The sequence below is a fragment of the Mesorhizobium sp. ESP7-2 genome (assembly GCF_020164715.1).
In the GTDB taxonomy this organism is placed as follows: Bacteria; Pseudomonadota; Alphaproteobacteria; order Rhizobiales; family Rhizobiaceae; genus Mesorhizobium.
The window spans coordinates 13,280-28,410 of sequence record NZ_JAIUGQ010000057.1; the positions used below are offsets into that span (position 1 = coordinate 13,280).

Annotated in this window: 5 protein-coding genes and 1 pseudogene; 4 read left to right on the forward strand and 2 right to left on the reverse strand. The window is 60.9% G+C overall.

Features of this window, described 5'->3' with window-relative positions:
- Positions 1-346 precede the first annotated feature (346 nt).
- Positions 347-3,355, reverse strand: a pseudogene (locus tag LB543_RS31185) (BPTD_3080 family restriction endonuclease); the annotation flags it as partial.
- Between the two features lie 313 nt (positions 3,356-3,668).
- Here LB543_RS31185 and LB543_RS31190 point away from each other — a divergent pair.
- From LB543_RS31190 to LB543_RS31200, 3 genes are all read left to right on the forward strand, one after another.
- A complete protein-coding gene (locus LB543_RS31190; protein WP_224616998.1) occupies positions 3,669-6,887 on the forward strand; it encodes an STY4851/ECs_5259 family protein in 3,219 nt (1,072 codons plus the stop codon).
- A complete protein-coding gene (locus LB543_RS31195; protein WP_224616999.1) occupies positions 6,884-12,913 on the forward strand; it encodes a DEAD/DEAH box helicase in 6,030 nt (2,009 codons plus the stop codon). Before LB543_RS31190 ends, LB543_RS31195 begins: the two co-directional genes overlap by 4 nt.
- A gap of 334 nt (positions 12,914-13,247) precedes the next feature.
- A complete protein-coding gene (locus LB543_RS31200; protein ID WP_224617001.1) occupies positions 13,248-13,709 on the forward strand; it encodes a phasin in 462 nt (153 codons plus the stop codon).
- A 144-nt stretch (positions 13,710-13,853) separates the two neighbouring features.
- Here LB543_RS31200 and LB543_RS31205 read toward each other — a convergent pair whose 3' ends face one another.
- Positions 13,854-14,087, reverse strand: a complete 234-nt coding sequence (locus LB543_RS31205; protein ID WP_224617003.1) for a hypothetical protein — start codon at positions 14,085-14,087, stop codon at positions 13,854-13,856.
- A 293-nt stretch (positions 14,088-14,380) separates the two neighbouring features.
- On the opposite strand from LB543_RS31205, the gene LB543_RS31210 reads away from it, so the two are divergent.
- Complete coding sequence (locus LB543_RS31210; RefSeq protein WP_224617005.1) at positions 14,381-14,782, forward strand: transposase; 402 nt, start codon at positions 14,381-14,383, stop codon at positions 14,780-14,782.
- Positions 14,783-15,131: the final 349 nt, after the last annotated feature.

Consider the following 15,131-nt stretch of genomic DNA (forward strand, 5'->3'; position numbering starts at 1 on the left):
AGATCGTCTTATCGCGCAGCCAATCCGCCAGTTTCCGCACCAATTCGGTTTCGCTGACCTCTGACGGCCCGCGCGATTGCTCCCTCAGCTCCATGCTTAGAAGCCTTGTCGGGCCGGCAGACAACGCCGCCAATACCGCAAGCGCGGCCGACATGTCGCAGTCGGCATTTTCGGCTAGCGCGCGAATCTTGGTGAGTCGAATGGGTTGGCGGGAGCTGGATTCCACTTGATTCCATAGGGCGCGGTTGAACCGCAACAGCGAAAGCTGGTGGCCGAAGTGCTTTTCAACTAGCTCCGTGGAAAGAGTCAGCATCTGCTCCGGGGAAGGCCGTCCCCCTGCCAGCCGAAGCCTTTCGAGCAGCTCCCTGAACTCGGCTTCGATTTCGTAGACGGCGGTGAACTCCGCGAAACCCCAGCGACCAAACGTCCCGAGATTGTTGACGCCGGGCACCCACAGCGAATCCATGGTCTCAGCCTTGATCTGGGCGTCCACGCCGCGGAATCCCTTGACCTCGACGACCAGATTCAGGGGATCGTCGGAACCGCGCCCATCGTCAATGCTTACAATGAAGTCCGGCAAGTAGCGCCGTGTGGTCGAGCCGAGGCGGTAAGGCACCTCGAACCCCAGCGCCTGGTTCTTGACGTAGGAAAGCGTCGCCGGGTGGGACTCCACAACCCGGGCGAACTCAGCCTCCCAGTCGGAATCGCAGACGACGTAGTTGATGTGCGACTTGTCGGGCGCAGTCTTCCAGAGATTGGCCTTGGTCGTGTTGAAGGCAACGAAGTTCGTCGTGCCGGCCGGGTTATAGGGATCGAGCATGGCCTTCACCACGCGCGCGCCTTCGGCCCCGGCCTCCCGCACGATCGCACTGTAGATCAGGTTGGCGGCCTTCTCTGCCAGTTCGGCATAAGTGAGCATGCCGACCTTGGTTCCGCCAACCGTCTTGACGTGCTCGCGCAGCCAGCGGCGGGTGACCGGCTGGATCTGGCTAAACAGGTGGTAAGGCGGATCCTGGTCACCTTCGCGGAAGTAGAGTTCGATCAGGCGCTTGGTTAGGTGCATGCTGACCGTATTCGGCGACATCTCGTCGAGGGCCGCCGGCGACATGTCTATGCCTTCGCCGACGAGTCCTTCGAGCCGGACGTTCGTCGGCCCGACCATCTCGGGGGTCAGGGTGAGTGTCGAATCCTGCGTGAAGGAGGCCGAGATGCGGTCGGGCGGCAGTTCGGTGCGGTAGCCTGCGACGCGAGGGAAGCGGATGGCGAGGCGCTCGCGCTCCTTCATAGCCTGCACGCGGGTGATCTTTTTGGGCGGGATCCGGACAACCTTCTGCGGCTCCGTCGCGAAGTCGAATGGGATGCCCATGATGTCGGCATATTCAGTGTTGAACAGGCCGCGGTCGTTGAGTTCGTAGGACTGGCGGCGAAGGCCGCGCCCGATCACCTGCTCGCAGAGCAGCTGGGTGCCAAAGGCGCGCACGCCGAGGATGTGGGTAACCGTGTTGGCGTCCCAGCCTTCGGTCAACATCGAGACGGAGACGACGCAGCGGATCTTCTCGCCAAGGCGGCCCTTCTGGCCAACCGTGTTCATCACCTCACGCAGGAGCTCCGAGTCCGAGATGCTTCCCGCTGCTGCTCCCTCTCGTTCCTGCTTCTCGCGCCGGAACAGGTCGATTTCGGCTTCGGCCATCTGGCGGAAATTCGGGTCCAGCGCCTCGCCGGATTCAAGCTGCTCGGAATCGATCAGCAATGTGTTCATGCGGGGGAGGGGCTCGCCCGTGCGTTCGTCGAAGTTCCGGAACAGGTCGAGGTGGCCGGTGTGGATGGTTTGCATCTCGCCTTCGCGCTCGCGCTGCCATCCGGCGATCCACTCGTAGACCAGCTTCGAGCTTGCTGTGTTGTTGCAGACCACGATGAAGACTGGTGGCACGTCGATTGGAACGCGTTCCCAGTCCTCGTAAGTCTCCTTGTAGTGGCTATAGAGCGAATGAAGGGCCGTCTGAAGCTCACTTGGCAAACTTAGGGGATCCAGGTCCCCGGACTTGCTGGCGCCCTTCTTAGGCATCTTCTTGCCGATGTAGTCCCAGAGATTGCGATAGATGGGGGCAGGTGCGTTGACAGCGTTGTCGGCCACGGGCACCCGCGGCAGCTTGACGATGCCGCATTCGATCGCGTCGACAAGGCTGAAGTCGGACACGACCCAGGGAAACAGTGTGCCTTCGTCATAGCCGGAGCCGCGCAAGAAGAAGGGTGTCGCCGACAGGTCGTAGATACCGCGCAGACCGACCTTGCGTTTCAGAGCTTCGATGCCGGATATCCAAAGACGGGCGGCTTCATTGTTCTTTTTCGCCTCCTCCTTGTCCTCGCCCTTGGCCTCCGCCTCTTCGTCGGTGCCCGGCCGTTCGCGGTAGCAATGATGGGCCTCGTCGTTGATGACGACGATGTTCTTGAGGGGAAGGAGTTCGCCGCAGGCGCGCTGCAGCATCTCGCCCTCAGTCTCCTGCTTCTCGATTGGGGCACCGGTGCGCCCCTGCATGAGGCGCTCGCCGACCGGATTGAGGTCATGCGCCTTGCGGCGTTGGAAAGCGTGGTAGTTGGTGATGACGATTTTTGCCTTGCCGAGATCGAACATCATGTCCGGTGGCACCAACTCACGAGTAACGTAATAGTTGTCCGGATCCGAGGGCAGGAGGACGCGAAGCCGGTCGCGGATCGTGATGCCGGGGGCAACGAGGAGGAAGCCGCGGGAGAACAGGCTCGAATTCGGCTGGCGGGCGGCATTGATCGCCTGCCAGGCAATCAGCATCGCCATTACGGTCGTCTTGCCAGCGCCGGTGGCGAGCTTGAGGGCAAGGCGAAACAGTTCGGGGTTCGAATCCCGGTTTGCGGCTTCGAGGGACCTGAAGACGTGGGCGTACTGTTTCCGATTTCTGGCAACCTCGGTCAGCCAGATGACCGTCTCGGTTGCCTCAACCTGGCAGAAGAACGGCTGCTGGTTGGAGAACTTGTGATGCCGCCAATGCTGGAGCAGTCGCTGGGTTGTGGGCGTCACACCCCAATCGGAAGGATTGGGAAGAGCGCGCCAGGATTCCAGGTGCCGCCGCAACTCGTTGACCAGCGCATTCGGGGAATACTTGCCTGCTTCGCGTCCGGCCTCATCCAGATCGAGCGCTCGCTGCGCCACCGCCGCCTTGGAACGCTTCCCGCGCGGCACGGGAACGAGGTATTTCGATGTCCTCCTCCCGTCGATGGGAGGCAGGTCCAATGGTTGGCCATCGTCGTCCAGCGCATGATGTCGCGTCGGAAGCAAGTAGGGCGAATTCAGAATAGGTTCTGAATAGAACGGCTTGGTCATGTTCCCCCCGGACCGAATCCCTTGGACAATGGACGCCAATCTCCCCGTGATCAACCACCGCGAACTATTTCGCGACTTCTGTTGGAGCGACGGATTGACGCGAAAGCAACACAAACGGGCACTCCGGCCGATCTCAGTTGCAGATATTTCGTGTCAATCTCGTAGCAATCCCAAGCGGACTCAAGTCATGGCTTCTCGGCGATCTGTGATTGTGAGAACACATTAGCAATGTTGCATGCAATTAATGTACTGGACAACCGCCGATGGTAGCGATTGATTGAGATGGGTTTGATTGGGGGGTAGAATCGTCGTCATGGATTTCGAACGAGGGCCGTCATCGGGTGGCGCCGGTGTGCGGGCATCGCCTACCAACCGCTTTCTGAACGAGCTCCTTGCACAGAGCGGACTTGAGGCGCCTGATGGCCGCCCTCTCTACCGCTATCGTATGAGTGATGCCCAGTATAGTTGCGGTCTTGATCTGGTACAGAGGAACTCAGCACTCCTGGACCAAGAGAACCACCCGCTTTGCGCCATTTTCGCGCTCGTCACATCTGAATGGTTTCGGAGGCAGGCCGAAACTTTATGGCGGCGCTGGCACGATGTCGGCGTGGTGCCAGAGGGGATTTCAGTCGGCGATCGGAATGATATCGCTCGCGCCGGGCTTCGCTGGTGGGGCCTGGAGCCAATCGTTACCGAGGGGGCCCATCGTACCCGCAACGAGTATCTGATGACGCTCGCCCGCAATGGCGGGCTGCCGTCGACGCTTCTGGTGGGTGAACGAGCCAATGCCGTGCGCGCCTACTTCGAGAATGCTATGGCGGACTCGCTCGCGCTACCTTGGCCTTCCGCCCATGCCGACTACCTGACCATCGCGCGTAGGCATGCGGAAGATTTGCCAGTCAGCTACCAGGACGGCGGCATTCTCGACTTAGCTGCGGAGCTCATTGCAGGACTGATCGAATGCCGTCGCGCCTTGCCGAAGGACCAGCTGAACAACAATCCTGCCGGTTGGCTCGATGCTCAGGTGAAAGGCTGGCGCGAGCGCCTTCCGATCTATCTTCCCGAAGACCAGGCCTCATGCAGTAGGCTGTTCAATGACCTGCTGACCGTTGAGCCAAAGTCTCGCGGTGGGGGCATCGGTCTCAGACGTCTGCTCGCGCGTGATCTGGAGGGCGGATGGCGCGAAGGATTCGTTGTCCAAGCGGACGGCCCGCTCCAGTTCGATGCACTGCGTGATCAAGAGGAAGGCCGGTTCCGGGCTTATTTCGCAGGAAGTGCCGCGCGGCTGACCTCGCGGGAATTCGCGCTGATCTACCGCTCGGAAACCGACTCCAAGGGCAGGTTCGAGGTGATGTCCCAGTCACTCGGTCATCCTGGGTTCGTTGGTCCCTTCGCTTTCTCGGAAATGGTAACGGTCGCGCTCTCGCGAGAAGGCCGGACCCTGCCAACCGTCTGCTGGCCCGGCGGCCGCGGCGTTGCTTCCGTATGCCACGTGCTGCAGGCGACCGGGAGAGACGACCGACTTGAACTCGTTGGCACCGGATCTGTCCGTTCGACTGCCGGGGTGCTCTTTGTGTGGGTTTCGGGACATTCGATGGTGCTGGGCCACGATGGCGGTGGCGCAGAGCGCATCTGGCAATCCGACCGACGTGCGCTTTGGCGCGTCGAGGGTATGGCTCTCGTAGAGACCGAAGAGGGCGACCGCTATCGTGTGCAGGCCGGAGCCTCGTCAGACGACGAGCGACGGCTAGATCTGGAGACTGTCTTTCTGCCCCGCGTGTCTCTCGACGATGGATCTGTCCAACCGGTAGCCGCGCCCCTGCGGCCGCGAACCCGCGGGAGTGACGGTGATCCGCGCCTTCGTTTCCTCAGGGAAGGTCGTGAGGTCAATGCTCGCGGAGCCGCGGAGGGCCTCGTTACCGTTCAATGGCTCGATGATGAAGGATTCCTCATCGACCGTGCTCGGATTCTCGCCCTGCCTCAAGGCTTCGGTATAGAGGGTCGCATAGAGGCTGGCGGCGCGCGCGTGTCTTGGCAAGGGTTGCAGGGGTGGCAGGTCGCGGCAGTCGATGCGTCTGGCACGCAACTCGAGGCCGAGCGCCTCGATGCCGGTTTCGTCGCGCCATGGCAGGGACAACCCACTGCGCAAATGCGCATCAGGTTGATCGATCCGTACGGATCTGCCGTCACGGCCATGGTGGACCTGGCGGCGAACGAGACCGTCCTCGTCGATGCCTCTGGCAAGATCCGCAAGGACGCGCCAGAACTATCGCCGGCCAATCTGCGCGGAGCCGTTCTCCTCACTGATCGGCCGGTGACAATCGATCTCGATTTGCGGGGAGCCGGGAGCGCGCGCGCTTTGATCGCCCGCCGCGTCGAAGGCGAGACGCCGATGGTCAAGTTCGGCGCATTGGCCGAAAGCCTACTGGGCTTGTCGGCCGAACGTGGCCCCGGCGTGGTGATCAGGGACGATCGCAGTCGACCGCTCTGCACCATCCGCCGTAGTCAGACCCTACCGTTCGTGAATGACGGCAAGGTTCTCTTCGCGAATTTGGATGCAGATGCGTTCGGAATGGCAAGGCCACTTCTCCGTCCTGAGACCGAGTTGGCCCTCGTCCAGGACAGTTCCGGACTATTCCACCTGCCAGCCGAGCCCGACGGCCCTTATCTCGTATATTGCCGCAGAGGCGATGCAGTTGTGACACGTCCCTGTCTGATCGACGCTCCGGTGAACGCTGCCAGCTCTTCAAACCCAACGCGCCTGCAGGCGAGCTCATTGATCTCAAATGAGGAGGAGCGGCGGCGAGCAATCCAGGAGGAGCTTTCCAGCATTGGCGGTAGGACGGCATCCGGCGCGGAGCTCTCTTACCTTATCCGTATCGTCGCGTCGCTGAAGGGGCTCAGTCCGCGAGCGCTCGATCTCATGCGGGAATTGCCTTCCTGTCCCAAACTGCTGTGCCGCTTGCTGTTGGCCGCGAGCCCCGAGAGGCTCGAGGCTATCCTGACACTGGAACGCGATCTCCCGTTCCTCTGGATGGCCTTGCCCGTGGACGCATGGAAAGAAGCCGCAGGCGCCGAATGGGACCGTGCGGTGCAGGAATTGTCGACTGTCTTCGATCCTGTGCAAGCGTCGAAACAAGCCACGGCGCAGATTCAGAAGCGCTTTGAAACCTTGGCTGAACGCACCGTCTGGTTTGCTGGCGTGTCACGTTCAATCGGCATCGGAAGGATTCCCTCCCAAGATCTTCGCGCAGTGGCTCAGGACTATCTCCGCCTGCGCCACGACCAAGAGGACGATCTACCACGCAGTCTTGCTGAACATGCTGTCCGGCTGGGCGTGCCACCCGGGCTTCAGGGCTTCGACTACAGCCACTTCCCGATGCTGCTGGTGCCGCTCTGTCTCGCTGGCATCGCTTGCGAAAAGCTCAAGATGACGCCGGATGTGGCGGCGGGCCTCCGCAACGCCCTGGATTTCGACAGCACCTACATCGCCACAGCCTATCCCCATTGCCTCGAGTTTCTCTCCAAATGATGATCAGACCCTTTGAGACCTTGAGCCGCTTGCGCCAACGGATGGCCGAAGCCGTGATCGCCCAATCGGGGCTACGCCATCCGGCGCTCACAGCCCACCTGAGACAGACGTTGCCCGACCCGCACAACGAAGGCACCCTGATCCCACCACCCGTTCTGGAAGGAGCCTTTCCATTCGTCACAGGCGACGAGACCCTCGCGGAGCTGTCCGGGAGGATTCTCGATGAGCGGACGGTCGCAGCGCTCGCTGGAGACGACAGCGGCGAAGGCTATTCCTTTCCTCGGCAGCGATCTCCCTACCGCCATCAACTTGAGGCGTGGCGCGTATTAGGCGATACGAAGCCAAGAAGTGCCATCATTTCCGCAGGCACGGGATCCGGCAAGACAGAGTGCTTCCTCGTCCCTCTGCTCGACAGCCTTTACCGGAGGCGGGAGCGGGTGAGCGGGGTTGAAGCCATCATGCTTTACCCGCTCAACGCATTGATCGCGAGCCAACAAGAGCGCCTTGATGCGTGGACGAAGCCGGCCAACGGAGCCATCCGGTACTGCCTCTACAACGGCAACTTGCAGGAGAAGCTAAAGGCAAACGAACAGCGAGCGGCATTGTCGCGTGCGCCGCAGAACGTGCCAGACCGCCAAACGCTTCGCAGCGATCCGCCACCACTTCTCGTGACGAACCTTACGATGCTTGAATACATGCTCGTTCGCCCACAGGATCGGCCGATCCTGGAGGCATCCCGCGGCCGGCTGAAGTGGATCGTGCTTGACGAAGCACATACGCTGGTCGGTTCGGCGGCAGCAGAAGTGGCATTGCTCCTGCGTCGCGTCATGGAAGCCTTCGAGGTCGATCCTGCGACGGTCCGTTTGGTTGCTACTTCCGCGACGATCGGCGAGGGCGCCGATGTCGAAGAAAAATTGCGCCGGTTCCTTGCCGATATCGGTGGCATTCCGCTCGACCATGTAACCATGATCACTGGACAGCGGCGGCTTCCGCGCCGCCCCGGAACGGAAGGTACCGCGCCAAAGGTGGCCGACCTCGTAGAGATGTCGCCGCATGCTCTCTTCGACGGTCTGGGCAGCCACGATCCTGTGTGGTCACTGGTGGAAAGGCTTAAGGATCGATCCGTTCCAGCGGAAGAACTCGATCGAATCGCTGGCGCGATCGGCGCGGACGGCGAGACGCTGGCAATGGCGCTGGCGCGTGCCCAAAATGCGAATGGAGAAACCCTGGCGCCACTGCGCATCCACTCCTTCCATCGCGCCTCACCGGGCCTCTGGTGCTGCACCAATCCAGACTGTCCTGACAAGATCGGCGAAGGATGGTCGGCGGGAAGGGTTCTCTACGAGCGTGACGAAACCTGTCCGTCATGCCGCATGCCCGTTGCCGAGCTGTTCACATGCAATGAGTGCGGCGAAGCCTTCATGATTGCCGAGGAGAAAGGCGATCGCCTGACTCCGCCACGCAATCTGCCGCCCTCCGACGAGTTCCTTTTCGAAGCGATCCGCGAAGTCGAAGATGATGACCGAGAGGATGAGGCAATCGAGGAAGTGCCCGCGTTCGATATGCCGTCGATTCGGCATTGCTTTTCACTGCAAGACGCAGGTCTGAGACCCCTCTTCATAGACAAGGCGACGGGCCGTACGGCTGATTCAGGCGGCGAGGGCCGCTACCGTCTAACATCTCACGGCGACGGCGCGGGACCTTGTCCCTCCTGCAGCGCCAGCAACAAGTCAGGCGACAAGCTCTACCCCTTCCGCTTTGGCGCTCCTTTCATCATTGGAAACGCAGCGCCGATGCTGCTTGCGGCCATGCCTCCGGCCGACAAGGTGGTCGTACCTCCGTTGCCGCAAATGCCCCCGGACCTCCCAGCAAGTGGGCGACAGCTCATCAGTTTTACCGATAGCCGCCAAGGCACCGCGCGAATGGCCGCTCGCCTGCAGATCGAGTCTGAACGAGCTTTCGTGCGCTCATTCATCTACCAGTCCGTTCAGTTGAAGGCTGTAGGCAGTGGCGAGACGGAGGAAGTGGTCAGCCTTCGCAAACAGATCGACGTTCTCAGGACGGTGCCGGGGTGGGAGGACGGCGCCATCGCCGAAACGGTCAAAGATCTGGAGCAGCGGTTGGCGAACTTCTCAGGCGGCGGCTTCATCCCTTGGCCGAACCTGAGGACGAGTCTTGCTGAGCGTGTGGAGCTTCGCGAGTGGCTGCCCCAGGTCTGGGGAGATCGCGCTGACATCTTCAAGGCCTCCGGATCGTCGCCTGCTTCGCAGTTGGCCAACGCGCTCCTGCTGCGAGAATTACTGCGACGTCCACGCATGGCGAACACGCCTGAGACAATGGGGCTGGCGCGGCTCGTCTATCCAACAGTCGAGAAGATTGTCGACGCCCCGCGCGGATTCCTGCAACGGGGCGCCACGCTCGAGGATTGGAAGGCTTGGCTTGGCAGCATTTTGGTATTCGCGGTGCGTTCACCGTTTGCTGTCGCCGTGTCACGTGATCTTCTCCGTTGGATCGCGCGCAGGGGGTTTCCGAAGAAGCTCTCAGCACCAGGCCTCGAGCCGGCGAGAAGACAACAGGCTTGGCCACGTGCTTCGACGTCCGCAAACCTCCCGCAGGTGATCGAGTTGCTTCGCCTGGGTCTCGGTCTCAATCCCGGTTCGAAGGAAGACCGGATGGAGATGAACGATTGGCTGGAGAAAGCGTGGAACCAACTCCTTCCGCTCTTCCCGGCGAATGAAAGCGGCGAGCGTGCGCTGGATTTTGACCTTTTGCAGCTTGCACCGCTCAAGAACGCGTTTCTCTGTCCCGTCACACGACGTATCGTCGACGTCGCACCTTTCGGGCTGACCCCGTACGCTCGCATTGCAAAGGATCGCGCCGAGACCATTACGCTCCCGATCTGTCCCGTTGACGGGGACGAGGCGATCCGCCGCGCATTCACGGAAAACGACGCGATCGTTGCGGACTTGCGGGCGCGGGGTCTCTGGACGGACCTGCACGACCGTATCGCGCTGTTCTCGCCCTATGCGCGGTCTGCTGAGCATTCGGCTCAGCTCTCGCCGGCACGGTTGCGGCGCTACGAGGCACGATTCAAAGCCGGAGAAATCAACTTCCTGAATTGCTCGACGACGATGGAGATGGGTGTCGACATCGGCTCAGTGAACGGCGTCTTGATGACGAATGTTCCACCCTCTATCGCGAACTACCGCCAGCGTGTCGGCCGTGCTGGGCGGCGTGGTCAGGCTCTTTCGCTCGCTTTCACGTTTGCGAAGGATAGACCGCTGGATCGTGAGGCCTTCCGCGATCCTGCGATCTATCTGAGGCGCACAATCGCTGCGCCCAGAGTGGCTCTGGACAGCCGACCTATCGTGCTGCGCCACGTGGGTGCCTTCTTTCTCGGTCGCTTCCTTGAGGCAAATAGCGGCAACGCCCTGAAAATGGTTGCTGGCGATTTCTTCGGCTGCCCCGAGGTGCCCCGTGCCGCTCGCGCCATGAAAGCGGAACGGCCCGTCGCGCGATTGCTGGACTGGCTAGCTTTGGCTACGACTGCAAATGACAACGAAGCTGCGCTTCATCGCCTTGTGCGAGGCACCGTGCTCGACGGGCGGCGGGACCTTGCGGAGCTCACCGCCCAAGCTATGGCAGCCGTGGAATCCGAGTTCGCCGACGAGTGGCGAGCGCTTCAGGAACAATTGCCGGGGGCGACGGAAATCGGTGCAGCGAAATCCATTGAACTCCATCTGAAACGCTTGTGCGGCGAGTTCCTGCTGTCCGATCTGGCAGACCGAGGATTCCTGCCTGGGCATGGCTTTCCAAACAACATTGTTTCTTTCGAGCTTGGCAGTGCTCTCCCTGACGAGGACGTGCCGGATGGCAGAATCGGCCAACGTCATGGCGGACCGAAGCGACCGCTCGATATCGCCATCCGTGACTACGCTCCGGGTTCCGAGACGGTGGTTGACGGACAAGTCTATCGCGTTGGCGGGGTCACGCTGAATTGGCATCGGCCTTCAAGCGAACAGGGCGTGCGTGAGATTCAAGCGCTGCGCTGGGCTGCACGTTGCGCACATTGCGGCGATTCTTGGACAGGTGCCGGCTCGCGGCCCGAGCAGTGCCGGACTTGCGCGGACGCGGCGATTAAAGTCGAAGATTACCTGAAACCAGCCGGGTTCCTTCGCGACAGCCATGTCGAGACGCATGCCGATATCGACCAAGTCGCCTATGTTCGACCCGAACCGCCACGCATTTCGGCCGGCTCCGTCCGATGGGAAGCACTGACCAAGCCGACCGCCGGACGTTTGAGGCTCAACCGCCGGGGAACCGTGTACTACCAGACGAAAGGACCAGGCCCGCAACCCTCTGGCTATGGGCTATGCCTGTATTGCGGCCGCATGGAGCCGATGAAATCTGGCGAGATGGTGTGCTCAGGGCTTGATGACCATAAGCCGCTTCGCTCGTCGGAGAATTTTATGGAGCCCTGCGAGGGAAACGAAAAGCCGTTCACCGTCAAGACAGGCCTGCATCTGGGTTATGAGATTCACACGGATGTTCTGGAACTACAACCGGCAGCGACACCTGACATTGGTGCCGCAAATGCGATCGCGATCGCCATGCGCGAAGCGCTCGCGCGGCACCTGGGAATCGAGCCGGACGAGATGGGTTACGGCATTGGCGTCTCGCGCAATGCCATGACCAGCACCACGCTTTCCATCTTCCTCTACGACCGAGCCGCGGGAGGTGCAGGCTATGTGGTGCGCGCGGCAGATGACATCCGTGCGATCTTGAAGAGCGCTCGCGCGATACTCGACTGTCCGCGCAAGTGTGCCCATGCCTGCTCGTCTTGCGTCCTCGTCTCAGATGCGCCGGAGAAGGAGGAGGAACTCGACCGAAAGAAGGCCATCACCTTTATGGATGCGCATCTTTGCCTCCCGGACGTGATCAGCCCAGAGGACGTTTTCGTGCCGCGTGCCGACATATCCGGGCGGCCGCTCGCGGAGATCGACGAATGGCTGAACGACCGCGGCCAATCGAAACTTTTCTTCTGGGCGCGGTTGCGCGATCTGGCGGCGCTGGAGGATTGGCCCCCGACTTCTCTGCTCCGGCGCTGGGCAGGCAATGGCCGGACAGTCACGCTCGCCCTTCCGAGGGGCACCGTCGACGCACTCGACGCGGCTCAACTTCTTTACCTCCGGGACTACGGTTCGAGGCATCAGGTTGTTATCGCCGAAGGGGATCCCGTACGCTTTAGCAATGGTGGCATCCTGTTTGCTTATGCGACGGATGGGTCGACCGGTCACGCTTGGGCGAGCCGGGACGACGCGATTCAATTGGCTGCACCCGACTGGGGCGCCAGCCACAGTCTTCCCGTCGCACGCGCACTGCTGGAACTCGAGCCCAGGCTAGCGGCGGTCGGTCCCGAAAGGCTGGCACCGACGAGCGGCGCCGCGGTGGTCATCCTTGATCGAACGTTTGACGGTCCGATTAGCGCCTTCGGCGAGAAGATGGCAAAGGCGATCCGCAAGGCAGCGGCTGAATGCGGCGTTCCGGCGAAGGAACGGCCGATCCGAGTTTCCTACCGCGATCGCTTCGCGCGATCACCAATAGTACTGCGTCTGCTGGTCGATACCGTGTCCGTTCTCGCTGGAGGCGCGACGATACCTTTGTCGATCGAGACCGCACCGGACAAGGATTCAGGGTTTTCACGGCATCAGGTCGCCTCCGACATCACCGACAACGACATATTGGATGCCTTTGCGGGGGCGTATGGCGACCGTCGGAATCTTGATGTGAAGCTGGCCATTGGCCAGCCGCCCCACAAGCGAAGTCTGATCCTCGTGTACGAGCCGGACAGGAAGCTGATTGTTGATCTCGACCAGGGATTTGGCTGGCTGGTTTACGAAGGCCCCGACCGCAGCTTCGACGCAGGCGCAGTTCCGCATGCAGCAGCAAGTCGGATCGCCAATCTGTCAGGGAGACTCCGTCGTCGGCATGATCATGACAGCCAAATGGTGGTGTGGCGATCTTAGGTGCCTTTGCTGCTGCTCCAGGATCGCGCGGGCGCCGACAGCGGTCATCGCCTGCGGTGGCGATAAATGACGTGTATGCAAGGGGCAAGCAGACTGGCTTCTTTCGGAGGAATAATCGTAACAGTGGACGTTCGACTCCACCTGGGGATGGTCTCAATATGCCCAGACGCGGACCATGATTGCGAATTGCATGAAGCGTCGTCAAACAGCTCCGCAACGGGGACATTCGGTGTCGGGCGCAGATTCATGTCGGTTACATAAATCCGTTGCGACGATTTCGTACATTAAGAAGGCGGCTTGTTTTGCGGCCGCCTCTGGAAAGAAGGATGGAAAAATGGCCAAAATCCCGGACAAGACCGAAACGACCGAAAGCGCGGAATCCACTACCTTCGACCCGTCCAAGGCTACCGAGCAAGTTCGAGCCGCCGCCGAACAGGGCGTTGAGCAGGCGAAGGAAGCATTTTCGAAACTGGAATCAAACGCCGAAACCACTCAAAAGGCTTTTGACTCGACCCTTGAGGTGGCCAAGACCAGCAGCAACGAGGTGTCCCTGACGACAATTGCCGCTCTGCGCGCCAATGCCGAAGCCGGCTTCACCCACCTCGAAGCACTGGTTGCCGCGAAATCGCCGTCCGAGTTCTTCGAGCTACAGGCCGCCTTCGTGAACAAACAGATCGAAATTTCCGTCGAGCAGGCCCAGACCCTGCAGGCTCTGATGTTGAGAGCTGGCGAGGACGTATCCAAGCCGATCAAGGATGCCTTCGAGAAGGCTTTGAAGGACCTCAAGGCCGCCTGATTGCTTCAGGCGAGACCGAAGATAGGTGCCTCGTCTCTGGGGCGCATTGCGTCGGTCTTCTTCCATTTGGTCGGACGGCTTTGTCCGCCCGACCGCATCATTGACTATGTCGCGGCAAATCTCAATCAGAGCGCCACCTCTCGATTAGGAGCCGCCGTCTACACGTTCGGCTAGTGCGAAGGCGTGTAAGTTCTTGACCTTTCCGTGGTCCTGATCGGCGTTCGCGATAATCGAGAAGAACGCCGCGCGGGCGATGTCCTTCTTCGAGGCGTTCGGGTGCTCCTTGTGTGCCGCCTTGATCAATTGCTTCGGCGTCATGCCCGGCGTCACGATCCGCATCAAAGTGTCGCTGATCGCCTGCAACTCGGTTGCATCCATTGGGAAACACTCCATCCTTACCCTCCGCTAGCAAGGTTAGCAGAGCGGTCTTATTAGCTGAAACTAAATTCGCGTTGCCAGCGCGCGTTCCGGTGGCCGGCTGTCTCATACGCGTGGGAACTGCCTTCGCCAGAAAGCGCTTCAGCCAGCCAAGCCGGGCAGTTGTTTGTGACAGTCTGATGACGCACCATGCGGTGGGCCGCTTTGATTGCCGTGACGCGACGTTGAGAGCATCATGCAGGAAACGGAACTGAAGCTCGAGCGAACTCGCACCTGAGGACTGGGTCCGTCATGTGGCGGGTGAAGGCGCCAAAGGCCCCCGGCTCTACGACTGGGCCCGCATCCGCCGCACGTGGACGGCGCAAGGGGGGCTTGAGCATTGGCTGCTTGTGCGCCGTAAACGATCGAAATCGGCGGACAAGGCCTACTACCTGGTCCTCGCCCCGCCCGCATCCTCCCTGGCTGAATTGGCGGCGGTGGCCGGTCTGCGCTGGGCGATCGAGGAGTGCTTCGAGCGCGCTATGGATGATCTCGGACTTGATCATTGCGAGGCTCGGTCCTGGCACGGATGGCATCGTCACATGAGCCTGTGCATGGCCGCCCTGGCGTTCCTTTCCAAGTTATCGGCTGATTTGCGCCGCAGCGCATGGAGCAAACCGAACGAAACGAGTCCAAAGGAACCAATCGACGCCTGATCCGAATGGCGGCACTCGTCCCGAGCGTCCCCGAGATCCGCTATCTCCTCGCCCGGATACTCATCTTCCCTCCGACACAAAAGCCCTTCATCATCGCATGGTCGCTATGGCGACGACGACATCAACTGACCGCCACCATCTGCCATTACAAACGACGCGAATATCCGCAACTGTAGTATTAATTTGCGAGGCCCAATAATTGCGAAGATCGCATTCTGTCCCTCGGAAATTGACCGCGCGCCTAAAAAAGGAACTGGAAGCGGCGGCGGCCGCTAGAGCGGGATGAGATTTATGGGAGTCGTGGGATTCCCAAATCACTGCGGTTCTGATTCAACCTTCATGCTGGAGC